Here is a 17534-nt window from a genome sequence, read left to right as displayed (position 1 = left end):
ATGCGCCTGACCGCTGGATCGCCCGCACGCCTCGGCGCAAGCTGGGACGGACGCGGCACCAATTTCGCGCTGTTCTCCGCCAACGCACAGAAGGTCGAGCTCTGCCTGTTCGACATGCAAGGACGGCGCGAGCTCGAGCGCATCGAATTGCCTGAACGCACCGAGGACGTCTGGCACGGCTATCTCAACGACGTCTCGCCGGGACAGCTCTACGGCTACCGCGTGCATGGCCCCTACGAGCCCGAGCACGGCCACAGGTTCAACGCCAACAAGCTGCTGCTCGACCCCTATGCCAAGCGGCTCGCCGGGCGGCTGGTCTGGAGCGATGCGCATTTCGCCTACCGAACCGGCTCGCCGCGCGAAGACCTCTCCTTCGACCGGCGCGACAATGCGCGCGGCATGCCCAAGGCCGTCGTGGTCGACGAGACCTTCAACTGGGGCCGCCGCGAGATCCGGCCCCACATCCCCTGGGAAGACACCATCATCTACGAGGCCCACGTCAAGGGCCTGACGCAGAAGCGCGACGACGTGCCGCCGAATTTGCGCGGCACCTATGGCGGGCTGTCCTCGCCCGCCATGATCGAGCATCTGAAGAAGCTCGGCGTCACCACGATCGAGCTCTTGCCGATCCACAGCTTCGTCGACGACCGTATTCTGGTGGAGAAGAAGCTCGCCAATTACTGGGGCTACAACACGCTGTCCTTCTTCGCGCCGGAGCCGCGCTACGCCCAGGACAACGCGCTGGATTCCTTCCGCACCACCGTGGCGCGCCTGCACGATGCCGGCATCGAGGTGATGCTCGACGTCGTCTACAACCACACCGCCGAGGGTAATCATCTCGGCCCGACGCTGTGCTATCGCGGCATCGACAACGCCTCCTATTACTGGCTGAACCGCGAGAACCCGCGCTATTACGACGATTTCACCGGCTGCGGCTCGTCGGTGAACCTCACCCATCCGCGCGTGCTCCAGATGGTGATGGATTCGCTGCGCTACTGGGTCGAGGTCTGCCATGTCGACGGCTTCCGCTTCGACCTCGCCACCACGCTCGCGCGCGGGCCGAACGGTTTCGAGCGCGGCAGCTCGTTCCTGACCGCGGTTCGGCAGGATCCCGTGCTGGCGAACGTGAAGCTGGTCGCCGAGCCCTGGGACCTCGGCCTCGGCGGCTACCAGGTCGGCGCCTTCCCGTCGCAATGGTCGGAGTGGAACGATCGCTATCGCAGCGCCATGCGCCGCTACTGGAGCGGCGAAGGCAGCCTGATCGGCGACATCTCCAGCCGCATGACGGCGTCGTCCGACCTGTTCAACCATGACGGCCGGCGGCCACGCGCCAGCATCAATCACATCACCGTGCATGACGGCTTCACGCTGGCCGACCTCTTCAGCTACAACGAGAAGCACAACGAGGCCAACGGCGAGGACAATCGCGACGGCTCCAACGACAACCACAGCAACAATTGCGGTGTCGAGGGCCCGACCGACGATCCGCAAATCCTCGGCCTGCGGCGGCAGCTGCGCAAGAACGTGCTGGCCTGCCTGATGCTCGCGCAGGGCGTTCCGCTGCTGCTGGCCGGCGACGAGGTCGGCAATTCGCAATCCGGCAACAACAACGCCTATTGCCAGGACAACGAGGTCGGCTGGGTCGGCTGGGACAATCTCGGCAACGACGGCGAGGACATGGTCGATTACGTCGGCCAGCTCGCCGACATCCGTCGCCGCTTCTCGCAGCTTCGCAGCCATCGCTGGCTCGACGGACGCCTGGCCGACGGCGCCTCCTACGGCGCGCTGTGGCTGACGCCTGCCGGCGACGAGATGACGGAGAGCGACTGGAAGTTTCCGGAAGGTCGGTTCCTCTCTTATGTGATGGGCCCGGTGGAACCGGGCGCGGCTGCGATCTTTATCGTACTGAACGCCGCCCCCGAAGAGATCGCATTTAAATTGCCCGAGATCGACGAATACAAGAGCTGGCAGCAGATCCTGAACACGACAGATGCCAAGCTGAACAGCATCGACTTTCTGCCCGGTAGCGACAGCAAGGCGCCGCCGCGCTCCGTGCTCGCCTTCGCGGGGGCGCCATGAGGCCATCCTTCGGGGCGAGGCCGACGAAAGACGGCGTGTCGTTCCGCCTGTGGGCGCCCGGTGCGCGCCGCGTCGATCTGCTGCTCGAGCGACGGCACGCGATGCAGCGGCGGCAGGACGGCTGGTATATCGCGGACATCGACGATCTTGCCGTCGGCACCCCCTACAAATTCAGGATCGACGACGAGATCGACGTGCCAGATCCCGCCTCGGCCTTCCAGCCCGAGGACGTGTTCGGCCCGAGCGAGGTGATCGACCACGACGCCTTCACATGGCGCGCGCGCGACTGGCGCGGCCGTCCCTGGGAAGAGACGGTGCTGATCGAGACCCATGTCGGCACCTTCACCGCGGAAGGCACCTACCGCGCCATGATCGACAGGCTCGATCATCTCGTCGCCACCGGCATCACCGCGCTGGAGCTGATGCCGCTCGCCGATTTCGCCGGCCGCCGCGGCTGGGGTTATGACGGTGTGCTCTGGTATGCGCCCGACAGCGCCTACGGCCGGCCCGAGGATCTGAAGGCGCTGATCGACGAGGCGCATCTGCGCGGGCTGATGGTGTTCCTCGACGTCGTCTACAATCATTTCGGTCCCGAGGGGAATTACCTCGGCCGCTATGCACCTGGCTTCTTCACCGACGCGCACACGCCCTGGGGCAGCGCGATCGACTATCGCGTGCCGCAGGTGCGCGCATTCGCGGTCGAGAACGCGCTGTCCTGGCTCAGCGACTACCGCTTCGACGGTCTGCGGCTCGATGCCGCCAATCACATCATGGCGGTGCCCGGCGAGCAGTCGATGCTGCAGGACCTCAGCGCCGCCGCCGGCGAGCTCGCCAAGGCCACCGGGCGGCACATCCACCTCGTGCTGGAGAACGGCGACAATCGCGCCAGCCTGCTCGACGCCGCGCAGGAGCCGCCGAACGGCAAATATCGCGCGCAGTGGAACGACGACTATCACCACGTCTGGCACGTGATGCTGACCGGCGAGCTCAACGGCTATTATGGCGACTACCAGACGCCGCGCATGGACCTCGCCCGCGCGCTGGCCTCCGGCTTCGTCTATCAGGGCGAGATCTCGGAATTCTGGGGCAAGAAGCCGCGCGGCGAGCCGAGCGGCGATCTGCCGCCGGCGACCTTCGTCAACTTCCTGCAAAACCACGACCAGATCGGCAACCGTCCGTTCGGCGACCGGCTCGAGAGCCTCGCCTCGCCGCAGCAGGTCGAAGCCGCGCTCGCAGTGACCTTGCTGGCGCCGATGGTGCCGATGCTGTTTCAGGGCGAAGAATGGGGCTCGACCGTGCCCTTCCCGTTCTTCTGCGACTTCCAGGGCGGGCTTGCCGACGCCGTGCGCAAGGGCCGCAAGCAGGAATATGCCTGGGCTTACGAGACATACGGCGACGAGGTGCCCGACCCGCTCGATCCGGCCACGCTGCGATCAGCCGTGCTCGACTGGACCGGGCGCACGCCGGAGCAGGACAAGCGGCTCGCGCTGGTCCGCGACTTGCTCATGCTCCGCCGCAAGGAGATCGCGCCCCGGCTGAGGGGCGCGAGGTTCGGCGATGCCGAGGCGGCCGACAACGGCCTGCTCTCCGCCCATTGGCGCATGGGCGACGGCACGACGTTGCGTCTCATCGCCAATCTGTCGGACCATGACATCACGCACTCGGACAACAATGCTGGCGCGCCGATCTGGGGCGGCGCGGCCGGCGACCGGCTCCCGCCCTGGTCGGTGGTCTGGCGCCTCGGAGGTTGACATGCCTCCCGCGATTCCGCTTGCGACCTACCGGCTTCAGCTCACCGCGGATTTCGACTTCGACAAGGCCGCTGCTGTCGTGCCTTATCTCAAGGCGCTGGGGATCACGCATCTCTACGCCTCGCCGGTGATGAAGGCGCGCAAGGGTTCGACCCACGGCTACGACACCGTCGATCACAGCCAGTTCAATCCGGAGCTTGGCGGCGAAGCCGGTTTTGCGCGGCTGAGCGATGCGCTCAAGCAGCACGACCTCGGCCTCATCATCGATTTCGTGCCCAACCATGTCGGCGTGCATTTTGCCGACAATCCCTGGTGGCTCGACGTGCTGGAATGGGGCCAGGCCTCGCCGCACGCGGTATCCTTCGACATCGACTGGGATCAACTGGCCTACCGCGCCCGCGGCGGCGTGCTGCTGCCGATCCTCGGCGCGTCCTATGGCGAGGCGCTGGAGTGCGGCGAGATCGAGCTGCGCTACGATCCCGACGAGGGCAGCTTTTCCGCCTGGTATTTCGAGCATCGCCTGCCGATCGCGCCGGAACGCTATGGCGAGATGCTGCGCATCATCGTGAAGGAAGCGGACGCCGCCGAGACCGAGGCCGGCAGGCGCCTGCTGGCGCTCGCGGCGCGCTACACCGGGCTGCGCCGGCCTAGCCGCAAGGAGGCTCCCGCCTTCAAGACGGAGCTGAAGGAGATCGATGGCGCGGCCGATATCATCCATCGCGGGCTTGCCGCCTACCGTGCCGCCAAGGATCGACCCGCGCATACGCTGGCGCTGCATCACCTTCTGGAGCGCCAGCACTACAAGCTCGGGCACTGGCGGCTCGCCTCCAGCGACATCAACTATCGCCGCTTCTTCGACGTCAACGGGCTGGCAGGCCTGCGCGTCGAGGACCCCGGCACGTTCGCCGCCACGCACCGGCTGGTGAAGCAGCTCGTTGCGGAGGGTAAGCTGCAAGGCATCCGTCTCGATCACATCGACGGCCTGCGCGATCCCGCGCAATATTGCCAGCGGCTGCGCCGGCTGGTGCGCGACGCGCAAGGTAATACAAAGCCGTTCTACACCGTGATCGAGAAGATCCTGTGCGAGCACGAGAAGCTGCCGCACTTCGCCGGCGTGCAGGGCACGACCGGCTATGAGTGGATGAACGCGATCACCCATGTCCTGGTCGACGCCAAGGGGCTGGAGGCGCTGGACGAGACCTGGCGGCAGATCAGCAACCGGCCGCCGCGGCTTGCGCCTTACGTCAAGGAGGCCAAGCGGCGCGTGCTGGAGACGCTGCTGACCTCCGAGTTCACCGTGCTGACGCGCCTGCTCGCGCGCATCGCCAACGGCCACTACTCGACTCGCGACTTCTCCGCCGACAGCCTGCGGCAGGCGCTCGAGCTCTATGTGCTGCATTTCCCGGTGTACCGCACATATCTCACCCATAGCGGCCCGACGGCGCTCGACCGCAAGCTGATCGACGATACCATCGAGCGCGCCCGCGCCGAATGGTTCGCGGCCGACGAGGGCATCTTCGACTTCCTGCGCGATGCGCTGACGATGGACCTGCTCAAGCCCGGCCGGCCGCCGCACAGCGCCCCGCGCGTGCGCCGCTTCGCGCTGAAGGTGCAGCAGTTCACCGGGCCGTTGATGGCGAAGTCGCTGGAGGACACCGCGTTCTACCAGTTCCACCGGCTGCTCGCGCTGAACGAGGTCGGCGGCGATCCCGCCAGCAACGGCCTCACCATTGCCGCCTTCCACGAGGCGATGCGAGCGCGCGCGAGGGAATGGCCGCAGGGGATGACGGCGACCGCGACCCACGACACCAAGCGCGGCGAGGATGCCCGCGCGCGGATCGCGGCGCTCAGCGAGATCCCGGGCGAATGGACCAGCGCGGTGTCGCGCTGGAAGGTGCTGAACGCACCGCATCTCGCCCTCCACGGCAATCTGCGCGCGCCGTCGGCGACGTTCGAATACATGCTCTACCAGACCCTGCTCGGCGCCTGGCCGCTCGAAGGACCGGCCGATGCCGGCTTCATCGAGCGCATCCAGGCCTATGCGCTGAAAGCCGCGCGCGAGGGCAAGGAGGAGACGAGCTGGCTCAATCCGCATGAGGCCTATGAGAATGGCATTCAAAGCTTCATCGCAAAGATCCTCGATCCCGCGCTGTCGGGTGAATTTTTGGAGGCGCTCCAGACGCTAGCACGCCGCGTCGCGCTGCTCGGCGCCCTGAACGGGCTGAGCCAGCTCACGTTAAAGGCAACGTTGCCGGGCGTGCCCGACTTCTACCAGGGCACCGAATTCTGGGACCTCTCGCTGGTCGATCCCGACAACCGCCGCCCCGTGGATTTTTCCGCCCGGCACGCGGCGCTGGGTGTGCTCGAAAATCCGAATTGGGGCGACCTAACCAGGAACTGGCCGGACGGCCGGCTCAAGCTGGCGTGGACGCGGCACCTGCTCAAGCTGCGCAATGACCATGCCGAGGTCTTCGCACAGGGCGACTACCGGCCGCTGGAGGTGCACGGCGCGGACGCAGATCACGTCATCGCGTTCGCCCGGCGGTACGGCCGCGCCGCGGTGATCGTCGTGGTCGGACATCAGTTCGCCGCCTTCACGCGGGCCGGCCGGGAGTGGCCCGCATTCGAAAGTCTCGACGCAACCGTGGACATCGACGGCTACACCGTGCCGGGCTTTGCCGGCAACGAACTGCCGCTCGCACGGGCTTTCCGCGATTTTCCCGCATCGGTCAAGCTGGCCAACGCTGCGAGCGCCATCAGGCCTGCGCGGCAGCGCATGCGCGCCTGAAGCTCACTTCCCGCCGTCCTTGGTCAGCAGTAGCTGCCCGCGCTTCTTGATCGCCGCCTGCGCCATCTCGGCGAAGCGCTGCAGCAGCCACGGCAGCATCACCTCGACCTTCACATGATCGTCGGCGACATCGACCTGTCCGGTCGCGATCTGCCCGAGTGCGCGGATGCGGAAGGCCAGAGTGTCGCCGCTCCAGCGCTCCTCCTCGACCTGCATCACGGGAATGCTTGCGGCCGCACGTCCAAGGCCGCTCTTGAGACGTCGCACGGCCTCCTCGCGGCCGAGGCGATGCGGAATGGAAACGACAAGCGGTGCTGACATGGCCCTGCCCTGCGCTGACTGATCTCACCTACTCATGCCGGCCGAACCAGCAAAGGTTCCATGCAAGATGATGGTCCGGCCGTGTTTCAATGTGGGAACTATAAAACCTGCGGCAAGTTGCCATTCGCACAACGGGACAGGTTGCAAACGACCCTTTCCACAAAGGGCTGGAGGAGACTCGCATGTCTATCGGTACGATCATTCTGATCATTCTCGTCATCGCCCTGCTCGGCGGCTTCAGCGGCATCGGCGGCGGTCCGTTCTACGGCACCGGCTATTACGGTGGCGGCGGCCTCGGGCTCGTCATCGTCATTCTGCTGATCCTGCTCCTGATGGGACGGATCTAGCGACACAACGAGAATCTCGTAGGGTGGGCAAAGGCGCTCTTGCGCCGTGCCCACCTTTTCTCTCGAAGCGTACGTTGGTGGGCACGCTCCGCTTTGCCCACCCTACGGATCCCGTGCCCATGGCACCGATCTACTTCACCTTCCCCGCCAGCTTCTTCATCGCCGCCTTGATCGAGGCGGCCGCGTCGTCATAGCCCTCCCAAGCCTTCGAGCGCGACAGCAGGCCCGGCACGGTCCGCAGCGTATATTTCTTCGGATCGAGATCGCTCTTCACCTGCGCCCATGTGACCGGCATCGACACGGTCGCGCCGGCGCGAGCACGCGGCGACAGCGGGGCCACCGCCGTCGACATCCGGTCGTTGCGCAGGTAGTCGAGGAAGATCTTTCCCTTGCGCAGCTTCTTCGACATGTTGAGCAGATAGCGCTCGGGATCGTCGTCCGCCATCCACTGGCAGACGCCTTGCGCAAACGCCTTGGCCTCCTTCCAGCTCACCTTGTCGCGCGCGCCGTGCAGCAGCGGCACCACCACGTGCAGGCCCTTGCCGCCGGTGGTCTTGCAGAAACTCTCCATGCCGATGTCGGTCAGCCGCTGCCGCATCTCCTTGGCGGCCTCCACGACGTCGGCGAAATCGACATCCGGCGCCGGATCGAGGTCGAACACCAGCCGGCCCGGCGTGTCATAGGCGTAGGGCGCGCAATTCCAGGGATGCAGCTCGACGCCGCCGATCTGCGCCACGGCCGCGAGCCCCTCGATGCGATCGATCTGCAAGTATGGCTTGCGATCGCCGGAGACTCGCGCGAGCTCCAGCAGGTTCGAGGTCCCCTGCATGGCGTGGCGCTGGAAGAAGCTTTCGCCCTTGATGCCGTCGGGGGCGCGGATCAGCGAGCACGGCCGGCCCTTGAGGTGCACGATCATCCACTCGCCGACCGCTTCGAGATAATGCGCGAGATCGAGCTTGGTGACGGGCTCGCCCTCGCCGTCGTCAGGCCATAGCTCCTTGTCGGGCTTCGAAATGACGACGCCCATGACCTCGGCAGTGCCGGCATCCTTCTTGCCAGACTTCGGCGTTGCACGCTTTCTCGCGGAAGGCTTTGCGAGCTCGGTGTCCACGGGCGTTTCCGCCTCGACCTCCTCGGCCGGCTTGTCCTGGCGCAGCCCCTTGAACGCGGCCTGACGGATATTGCCGTCGGCGGTGAAGCCGGCGAACTCGATCTCGGCGACGAGCTCGGGCTTCAGCCAATGCACGTCCCGCGTCTTCTTTGGCGCGTTCTTGCCGCCGAACGGACTCTGCTTGGCTTCCATCGCCTGCAGCGACGGCATAATGCGCTTGACCTTGTCGGCGCCGAACCCGGTGCCGACCATGCCGACGAAGGCGAGATGATCGCCGCGATGCACACCCGCCATCAGCGAACGGAATTTGCCGTTGGTGGTCTTGTAGCCGCCGATCACGACTTCGTGGCCGGCGCGGCATTTGGCCTTGGTCCAGCTCTCGGTGCGGCCGGAGCGATAGGGCGCGTCGAGCTTCTTCGACACCACGCCTTCGAGCTCGAGCTTGCAGGCCGATTGCAGCACGGCGTCGCCGCCGCTCTCGAAATGCTCGACATAGCGGATCTGGGTCGACTTCCGCTTGCGCGCTTCCAGCAGCTCTTTCAGCCGCGCCTTGCGCTCGCCGAGCGGCAGGCGGCGATAGTCGCGGCCTTCGGCGAACAAGAGGTCGAAGGCAAAGAAGATCAGGTCCTCGGTCTTGCCGTCCGACAATGCGGCCTGGAGCGACGAGAAATTCGGCGCGCCGTTACGGTCGAGTGCGATGATTTCGCCGTCGATCATCACGTCCGTCAGCGCGCCTGCCTCCTTCGCGATCGCAGCGAACTTGTCGGTCCAGTCGAGGCCCTTGCGCGTCTTCAGCGTCGCCGTGCCGTCCTCGACCCGGAGCTGCACGCGATAGCCGTCGAACTTGATCTCGTGGCACCAGCCATCGCCGGCTGGCGGACGCTCGACGGAGGTGCAGAGCTGCGGCGCGACGAAATCCGGCATCTCCGCGACCTCCCTGGCGTTCGTTGCGGTCGTGGCCTTTTTCTTCGCGGTCTTTGCGGTCTTGCCAGCCTTCAACGCGGTGCGCGGCGCCGGCTTGACCGTCTTCCCTTTCGCCTCCTCGGCGCGGTTGGACTGCCAGACTGCATCCGCCTTGGCCCTGGTTCCCTTCGCCAGCATGAACGGTTTCGGCGCCCGGCCCTTGCCATCGGCGATCTGCTCCATCGCACGACCGGAGGCGACCGACTTATCCTCGCTGAGGATATCCTCGCTCTCGCTGGCGTAGTCGTCGCGGTGCTTGATCAGGAGCCAGTTGGTACGCTTTTCGCCGCCTCGGTTGCGCATGCGCACCAGCACCCAGCTGCCGTGCAGCTTGTCGCCATGCAGGGTGAACTTGAGATCGCCCTTCTTGAAGCCGGCGTCCGGATCGTCCGATTCCCAGGTGCCGCGGTCCCACAGCATCACCGTGCCGCCGCCATACTGGCCTTCCGGAATCGTGCCTTCGAAATCGCCATAGTCGAGCGGATGGTCCTCGACCTCGACCGCCAGCCGCTTGTCGTGGGGATCGAGCGAAGGCCCCTTGGTCACGGCCCAGGACTTGAAGACGCCGTCGAATTCGAGCCTGAGGTCGTAGTGCAGCCGCGTCGCGTCATGCTTCTGGATCACGAAACGTCGCTGTTCGGACGGCGCCACTGCGGTCTTGCCCGAGGGCTCCGGCGTCTTTCCGAAATCACGCTTTTTTCGGTAAGTGGAGAGTTTTTGCAGCACGACCGGTCCCGCTTCTCTTGTCAGAGTCAAAGCCTATCACGGCAAAAGTCCCGCCCGGAACCAAAACCCGATGGCGCGGTTGGGGTTCCAAAACGCCTTGAAATCACTGGAGAACGGAATGGCTCCGCGCGCCTATTGGAAGGGAACGTTGAAGCTGTCGCTGGTCAGCTGCCCGGTCGTGCTCTACCCGGCGACGACGGCGGCCGAGAAGACCCGGTTTCACCTGATCAACCGCGAGACCGGCAACCGGCTCAAGCAACAGATGGTGGATACCGAGACCGGCGACGTGGTCGAGAGCGACCAGAAGGGTCGCGGCTATGAGCTGCGCAAGGGCAAATATGTCGAGATCGAACCGGAGGAGCTCGAAGCCGTCCAGATCGAGAGCAGCCACACCATCGACATCGAAAGCTTCGTGCCGAGCGAGGAGATCGACCAGCGCTATCTCAACCACCCCTATTACATCGCGCCCGACGGCAAGGCGGCGGCCGACGCCTTTGCCGTGATCCGCGACGCCATGAAGGACCAGGATCGCGTGGCGCTCGCCAAGATCGTACTAACCAACCGCGAGCACATCATCGCGATCGAACCGCTCGGGAAGGGCCTGCTCGGCACCACGCTGCGCTTCCCCTACGAGCTGCGCGACGAGGGCGAGTTCTTTGGCGAGATCAAGAGCCCGAAGATCACCAGGGACATGGTCGAGCTCGCCGGCCACATCCTGCACAGCAAGGCGGCGCATTTCGATCCTAGCAAGTTCAAGGACGAGTACGAGACCGCGCTGAAGGCGCTGGTCAAGCGCAAGGCCAGCGGCAAGAAGATCGAGCTGCCGGAGCCCGAGGAGCGCCCGGGCAACGTCGTCAGCCTGATGGATGCGCTGAAACAGAGCCTGAAAGGACGCGGCGGCAAGAAGACGGCGGCGAAGTCGCACGCGCGGCGGGCGACCGGGCGGCAGCGCAGCGCACGGAAGACCCATCGGACGACGGCGCGGCACCGCAAGGCGGGGTAGTTTTACACCGGCGTCATTGCGAGGAGCCCTTGCGACGAAGCAATCCAGACTGCCTCCGCGGAAAGACTCTGGATTGCTTCGCTACGCTCGCAATGACGACGTGGATACAGACGCGGGCCAACGCCATAGGCGTGGTCGGCGGAAGTGTTCAATCCCCCGCCTTCAGCCGGTACCCGATGCCCGTCTCGGTCAGCACATAGTGCGGGCGCTCCGGATCGGCTTCGATCTTCTGGCGGAGCTGGCGGACATAGACGCGCAAGTATTGCGCATCGGTCAGCTCGTCCCAGAGCTCCTTGAGCAGGAAACGATGGGTCAGCACCTTGCCGGCGTGCTGCACCAGCACGCGCAGGAGATCATATTCCTTCGGCGACAGCTTCACGTCGCGCTCGCCGACCTTGACGATGCGGCGAACGAGATCGACGGAGAGATCGCCGGTGCGGAAGATCGGGCGCTCGCCCTGCACCTGGAGCTGGTGACGCAGCGCGGCGCGCAGGCGCGCCAGCAGCTCGTCCATGCCGAACGGTTTGGTGAGGTAATCGTCGGCGCCGAGGTCGAGCGCCTGCACCTTGCCGGCCTCGTCGCCGCGGCTCGACAGCACCACGATCGGCACGGCCTCGTTGCGGGCGCGGATGGTGCGCAAGAGCTCGTGGCCCTGGATGTCGGGCAGACCGAGATCGAGGATGATGAGCGCCGGCTCCTCCGTGAGCTTCTCCAGCGCCATCTTGCCGTTGGTGGCTTCCAGGATGTCGTAGCCCTGCGTCGCGAGCCCCATCCGCAACAATTTGCGGATCGGCGGCTCGTCGTCGATGACCAGGACCTTGATCGGGGCGGCACTCATGCGGCGGTATCCAATGCTGGGGTCTGTGCCGGGATGGGCAGACGGATGGAGAGCACGGCACCGCTGCGATCGCTGCGATTGGCGGCCGCGATCGTACCGCGCATCGCCTCGACGAAGCCGCGGGAGATGGCAAGGCCGAGCCCGGTGCCGGGCCGGACGTGGTCGCCCTTCTGCACGCGGTAGAACTTGTCGAACACGCTCTCGAGCTCGCCGGGCGGGATGCCGCCGCCCTCGTCGGCGATCTCCAGCAGCACTTGATCACGCTCGCGCCGGCTCTTGATCGAGATCGTGGTCTCCGGCGGCGAATATTTAGCCGCATTGTCGAGCAGGTTGAACAGCACCTGCTCGAACAGCACGGCATCGAGCTGGAGCATCGGCAGGTCGGCGGCCAGCACCAGCTCGACCTTGTGCGCCGTGAGGATCTTGCTCGCGCGCCTGAGCGCGCTGCCGACGATCTCGCCGAGATCGTGCAGCGCCGTGTTCGGCACGATGGCGCCGGATTCGAGCTTGGTCATGTCGAGCAGGTTGGCGATGAAGCGGTTGAGCCGCTCGGATTCGTCGATCACGGTGGCGAGCAAGTCGCGCTTCTCGCTGTCGGACAGCGCGCCGGCGAGATCGCGCATGGTGGAGGCCGCGCCGAGCACGGAGGCGAGCGGCGTCTTGAGGTCGTGCGAGATCGAGGTGAGCAGTGCGGAGCGCAGCCGCTCGGATTCGACGGTGCGCCGGACGCGATCCATGTCCTCGACCAGCAGCACGCGCTCGATCGCCAGCGCGCCCTGGTCGACCAGCGCATCGAGCAGCCGGCGCTGGTCCGGCGTCAGCAGCGGACCGGTACGGTCGTTGTCGATGCCAATGACGCCGATCGGGCCGCGTCCGGTGCGCATCGGCAGGAACAGCCGCTTGGCGCCCGGCAGCGTATCCGAGCCGCGCCCTGCGGGACGGTCATTGCTCCAAGCCCAGTTGGCGGCGGCGAGGTCGGCCTGGTCGAGCTGGTCCTCGGGCGGATAGCCAGATTTCACCGTGAGCAGGCCGTCCTCCGGCAGCAGCAGCACGACGCGCACCTTCAGCATCAGCGCGATCTGATAGGCCGTCGCCCACAGCACGTCGTCGAGCGTGCCGGTGCCGGCGAGCTTGCGGCTGAACGCATAGAGCTGCTCGGTGGTCCTGATGCGGCCGATCGCAGTGTCGGCCTGCGTACGCACGCGTCCCGCAACGTTCGAGACGACGAACGCAATCAGCATGAAGAAGAAGAACGCCGCGACATTGGTCGGATCGGTGATGGTGAAGGTGTAGACCGGCGGCAGGAAAAAGAAGTTGTAGGCCAGCGACGCCGCGATGCTCGCAAGCATCGAGGGCCACAGCCCGTAGCGCACGGCAACGGCCACCACCGCGGTGAGGAACATCAGGTCGACGTTCTCGACACCGAAATACGGCTTGATGACCACCGCTGCGGCAAGACCGAGCGCGGTGATCCCGAGCGCCTTCAGATAGGGTCGTGCATCGAACGGCTCCGACCGCGCCGCGGTCTGCACCGCGGTCTGCGGTGCCGGCTCGCTCGCGAGCTCGTCGCCGGGGATGACGTGAACGCTGATATTGCCGGCCCGGCGCACCAGATCATGCACGACGGAGCCGCGCGTGATCTCGAACCAGCGCGAGCGCGTGGATTTGCCGATCACGATCTGGGTAACGTTGTTGGCTTGGGCGAAACTAATGACGTCGTCGGCGATGCGGCGGCCGACGGCGGGAATGGTCAGCGCCTCGCCCCCGAGCGATTCCGCCAGCCGCAGCGTATCGGCGAGCCGATCGCGCTCTTCGTCGGACAATTGCAGGGATCGCCGGGTCTCGATCGAGACCGCGGTGAACGGCGCGTGCAGCCGGTCGGCCAGCCGCTTGGTGTAGCGGACGAGGCCGGCCGCGCGCGGATCCTCGCTGACGCAGACGAGGATGCGCTCGCCCGCGGCCCAGGGGCCGGCGATGGCATTGGCCTGCATGTGGTTGAGCAGCTGCTCGTCGACCCGCTCGGCCGTGCGCCGGAGCGCAAGCTCGCGGAGCGCGGTCAGGTTGCCGGGCGAGAAATAGTGCTCCAGCGCCCGCTCGGCCTGCTTGGGCACGTAGACCTTGCCCTCCTTCAGCCGCTGGATCAGATCGTCCGGCGTGAGGTCGATCAGCTCGATCGCGTCGGCACGGTCGAAGATCGAATCCGGCACGGTCTCGCGCACCCGGACATGGGTGATCTGGGCGACGACGTCGTTCAGGCTCTCGATGTGCTGGATGTTGACGGCGGTGTAGACGTCGATGCCGTGCGACAGCAGCTCCTCGACGTCGAGATAGCGCTTGGGATGGCGGCTGCCTGCGGCGTTGGTGTGGGCGAGCTCGTCGACCAGCGCGATCTGCGGCCGGCGCGCGATCACGGCGTCGAGGTCCATCTCCTCGACCGTCTGGCCGCGATAGTCGAGCCGCTTGCGCGGGACCACTTCGAGCCCGCGCACCAGCGCCTCGGTCTCGGCGCGGCCATGGGTCTCGACGAAGCCGACCACGACGTCGATGCCGGCCTTGCGCCGGGCATGGGCGCTCTGCAGCATCTCGTAGGTCTTGCCGACGCCGGGAGCGGCGCCGACGAAGATCTTCAGCTTGCCGCTCGCGCTCTCCTCCCGCCGCGCTGCCTCCAGCAGCGCCTCGGGCGATGGACGTTGTTCGGGATCGCGGCGCTGTTGAACCATCAGGCCAATATAATCATCCTGATGCCACGGGCATAGTCCGCTACTTCGCCGACGCGCGATCGAGCGCGAGGTTCAGCGCGAGAACGTTAACCCGGGGTTCGCCGAGCAGGCCGAGCCAGCGGCCTTGAACGTTTGAGGCCACGAGCTGCTTCACCGCGTCTTCCGGCATATTCCGCGCCTTGGCGACGCGCGGCACCTGGAATTGCGCGGCCTCCGGCGAGATGTCCGGGTCGAGGCCGCTGGCCGAGGTGGTGACCAGATCGACCGGCACGGCGGCGTTCGGGTTTTCCGCCTTGAGCTTGTCGACATCCTCCTTCAGCCGGTCGGCCAGCGCCTTGCTGGTCGGGCCGAGATTGGAGCCGCCGGAGTTGGCGGCGTTGTAGGGCGCCGACACCGTCTTGGTCGAATCATTGGGGTCCGGCGCCAGCGTCGCCGAGGGGCGGCCGTGGAAATATTTGTCCTCCTTGAACTCCTGCCCGATCAGGGCGGAGCCGATCACCTTGCCGTCCTTCTCGATCAGGCTTCCGTTCGCCTGCGCGGGGAAGATCGCGCCGGCAATGGCGGTCATCGCGAGCGGATAGGCCAGGCCCGTGATGGCGGTGAGCACCAGCAGAAGGACGATAGCGGGGCGGATTTCTCTGAGCATGTGTTTTCTCCAATTTCTCTCGTCATTGCGAGGAGCGAAGCGACGAAGCAATCCAGGCTGTCAACCGCGGAGACATTTCTGGATTGCTTCGCTCCGCTCGCAATGACGAACTCAAGCCAGGTGCAAGGCAACCACGACGAGATCGATCGCCTTGATGCCAACGAAGGGAATGACGATGCCGCCGAGGCCGTAGATCAACAGGTTGCGGCGGAGCAGCGCGCCGGCGCCGACGGCGCGATAGGCGACGCCCTTCAGCGCCAGCGGAATCAGCGCGATGATGATCAGCGCGTTGAAGATGATCGCCGACAGGATGGCGCTCTGCGGGCTCGACAGGTTCATGATGTTGAGCAAGTTGAGCTGCGGGTAGAACGCCAGGAACATCGCCGGGATGATCGCAAAGTATTTTGCGACGTCGTTGGCGATCGAGAACGTCGTCAGCGCACCGCGCGTCATCAAGAGCTGCTTGCCGATCTCGACCACCTCGATCAGCTTGGTCGGGTTGGAGTCGAGGTCGACCATGTTGCCGGCCTCGCGGGCGGCTTGCGTGCCGGTGTTCATGGCGACACCGACGTCGGCCTGGGCGAGCGCCGGCGCGTCATTGGTGCCGTCGCCGCACATCGCCACCAGCTTGCCCTTGGCCTGCTCGTCGCGGATCAGCTTGAGCTTGTCCTCGGGGGTTGCCTGCGCCAGGAAGTCGTCGACACCGGCTTCCGCCGCGATTGCGGCCGCGGTCATCGGATTATCGCCGGTGATCATGATGGTGCGGATGCCCATGCGGCGCAGCTCGGCAAAGCGCTCGCGGATGCCGCCCTTGACGATGTCCTTGAGCTGGATGACGCCGAGCAGCTTGCCGTCCTTGGCGACCGCAAGCGGCGTGCCGCCGGCTTTCGAGATCTCGTCGGCAATGGCCTGGATCTCGCGGCCGGCCTCCGAAAGCGGCGCTGGCTGGATGGCGCGGGCCGTATTGCCCGATGCGAGGGCCAGCGGCGCGCCGCCACCGACATAATTCAGCATGGCCTCGACCGCACCCTTGCGCACCGACGAGCCGCCGGCATCGACGCCGCTCATGCGAGTCTGCGCCGTGAACGGGATGAAGGTGGCGCCGAGCTCGGCCATGTCGCGGCCGCGGATGCCGTATTTCTCCTTGGCGAGCACGACGATGGAACGGCCTTCCGGTGTCTCGTCGGCGAGCGAGGCGAGCTGGGCCGCGTCGGCGAGCTCCTGCTCGGTGACGCCGCGCACGGGACGGAATGCGGTGGCCTGGCGATTGCCGAGAGTGATGGTGCCGGTCTTGTCGAGCAGCAGCGTGTCGACGTCGCCGGCGGCCTCGACCGCACGGCCCGACATCGCCAGCACGTTGAAGCGCACCAGACGATCCATGCCGGCGATGCCGATCGCCGAGAGCAGCGCGCCGATCGTGGTCGGAATCAGCGTCACGAACAGCGCGACCAGCACGATCACCGAGATCGAGCCGCCTGCATAGGCCGCATAGCTCGGAATGGTGACGGTGGCGAACACGAAGATGATGGTGAGGCCGGCGAGCAGGATGTTGAGCGCGATCTCGTTCGGCGTCTTCGCGCGCTCGGCGCCTTCGACCAGCTTGATCATGCGATCGATGAAGGTCGAGCCTTGCGCCGCGGTGATGCGCACGCGGATCCAGTCGGACAGCACCTGCGTGCCACCTGTGACTGCCGAGCGGTCGCCGCCGGATTCGCGGATGACGGGCGCGGATTCGCCGGTGATGGCGGCCTCGTTGACGGAGGCGACGCCCTCGATCACCTCACCGTCGGAGGGGATGGTATCGCCGGCTTCGACCAGCACGATGTCGCCGACCTTCAGGCTCGTGCCCGGCACCAGCTTGAAGGCCTCGCCTGCGCCCGTCAGCAGCTTGGCCTGGCTTTCGGTGCGGGTCTTGCGCAGCGAGTCGGCCTGCGCCTTGCCGCGGCCTTCGGCGACCGCTTCGGCGAAGTTGGCGAACAGCACCGTGAACCAGAGCCAGAGAATGATCTGGAAGGTGAAGCCGAGGCCGGCGCCACCGGTGACGAGGTCGCGCAGGAAGATCACGGTGGTGAGTGCGGCCACGATCTCGACCACGAACATCACGGGGTTCTTCACCATCAGCCGCGGGTTCAGCTTGGTGAAGGACGCGCTGATCGCGGGCAGCACGATCTTGGGATCGAGCATTGCCGACATCGGGGCACGTTTTTGCAGTTTCATCGTTTCCATGGAGGTCACTCCAAC

Annotated in this window: 11 protein-coding genes; 5 read left to right on the top strand and 6 right to left on the bottom strand. The window is 66.0% G+C overall.

The window, feature by feature from the left end:
- Genes glgX through treY form a run of 3 tightly spaced genes read left to right on the top strand, consistent with a single transcriptional unit; the run spans position 1 to position 6618 of the window.
- Entirely contained in the window at positions 1 to 2079 is a 2079-nt protein-coding gene (gene glgX, locus AAFG16_RS10935) for a glycogen debranching protein GlgX (RefSeq protein WP_283084550.1), read from the top strand.
- Entirely contained in the window at positions 2076 to 3830 is a 1755-nt protein-coding gene (gene treZ / locus AAFG16_RS10930) for a malto-oligosyltrehalose trehalohydrolase (RefSeq protein ID WP_342739108.1), read from the top strand. Before glgX ends, treZ begins: the two co-directional genes overlap by 4 nt.
- A gap of 1 nt (position 3831) precedes the next feature.
- Positions 3832 to 6618: a malto-oligosyltrehalose synthase gene (gene treY / locus AAFG16_RS10925; protein WP_342739107.1), complete on the top strand. Its 2787-nt coding sequence runs from the start codon at positions 3832 to 3834 to the stop codon at positions 6616 to 6618.
- Between the two features lie 3 nt (positions 6619 to 6621).
- Here treY and AAFG16_RS10920 read toward each other — a convergent pair whose 3' ends face one another.
- Positions 6622 to 6939, bottom strand: a complete 318-nt coding sequence (locus tag AAFG16_RS10920) for a polyhydroxyalkanoic acid system family protein (protein WP_283084547.1) — start codon at positions 6937 to 6939, stop codon at positions 6622 to 6624.
- A 182-nt stretch (positions 6940 to 7121) separates the two neighbouring features.
- On the opposite strand from AAFG16_RS10920, the gene AAFG16_RS10915 reads away from it, so the two are divergent.
- Positions 7122 to 7286 carry a DUF3309 family protein gene (locus tag AAFG16_RS10915; protein WP_018318514.1) on the top strand — a complete coding sequence of 55 codons (165 nt, stop codon included), beginning with the start codon at positions 7122 to 7124 and terminating at the stop codon, positions 7284 to 7286.
- Positions 7287 to 7416: 130 nt separating this feature from the next.
- Here AAFG16_RS10915 and ligD read toward each other — a convergent pair whose 3' ends face one another.
- Positions 7417 to 10086 carry a DNA ligase D gene (gene ligD / locus AAFG16_RS10910; RefSeq protein WP_342740888.1) on the bottom strand — a complete coding sequence of 890 codons (2670 nt, stop codon included), beginning with the start codon at positions 10084 to 10086 and terminating at the stop codon, positions 7417 to 7419.
- Between the two features lie 118 nt (positions 10087 to 10204).
- Between ligD and AAFG16_RS10905 the strand changes: the two genes are divergently transcribed.
- The gene (locus AAFG16_RS10905; RefSeq protein WP_342739106.1) at positions 10205 to 11089 is read left to right on the top strand and encodes a Ku protein; all 885 of its coding nucleotides are present in this window, start codon (positions 10205 to 10207) and stop codon (positions 11087 to 11089) included.
- A 148-nt stretch (positions 11090 to 11237) separates the two neighbouring features.
- On the opposite strand, the gene AAFG16_RS10900 is transcribed toward AAFG16_RS10905, so the two are convergent.
- The 4 genes from AAFG16_RS10900 to kdpB all read right to left on the bottom strand — a co-directional run bounded on the left by AAFG16_RS10900 (position 11238) and on the right by kdpB (position 17519).
- Positions 11238 to 11927: a response regulator transcription factor gene (locus AAFG16_RS10900; protein WP_283084545.1), complete on the bottom strand. Its 690-nt coding sequence runs from the start codon at positions 11925 to 11927 to the stop codon at positions 11238 to 11240.
- Positions 11924 to 14647, bottom strand: a complete 2724-nt coding sequence (locus AAFG16_RS10895) for a sensor histidine kinase KdpD (RefSeq protein WP_342739105.1) — start codon at positions 14645 to 14647, stop codon at positions 11924 to 11926. Before AAFG16_RS10895 ends, AAFG16_RS10900 begins: the two co-directional genes overlap by 4 nt.
- Before the next feature lie 40 nt (positions 14648 to 14687).
- Entirely contained in the window at positions 14688 to 15293 is a 606-nt protein-coding gene (locus tag AAFG16_RS10890; RefSeq protein WP_342739104.1) for a K(+)-transporting ATPase subunit C, read from the bottom strand.
- 111 nt (positions 15294 to 15404) lie between these two features.
- Positions 15405 to 17519, bottom strand: a complete 2115-nt coding sequence (kdpB, locus tag AAFG16_RS10885; RefSeq protein WP_342739103.1) for a potassium-transporting ATPase subunit KdpB — start codon at positions 17517 to 17519, stop codon at positions 15405 to 15407.
- Positions 17520 to 17534 lie beyond the last annotated feature (15 nt).

The organism is Bradyrhizobium sp. B117 (assembly GCF_038969555.1).
Classification (GTDB): Bacteria; Pseudomonadota; Alphaproteobacteria; order Rhizobiales; family Xanthobacteraceae; genus Bradyrhizobium.
The sequence above is the reverse complement of the archived record's forward strand: the minus strand, read 5'-3'. Positions and strand labels throughout refer to the sequence as shown.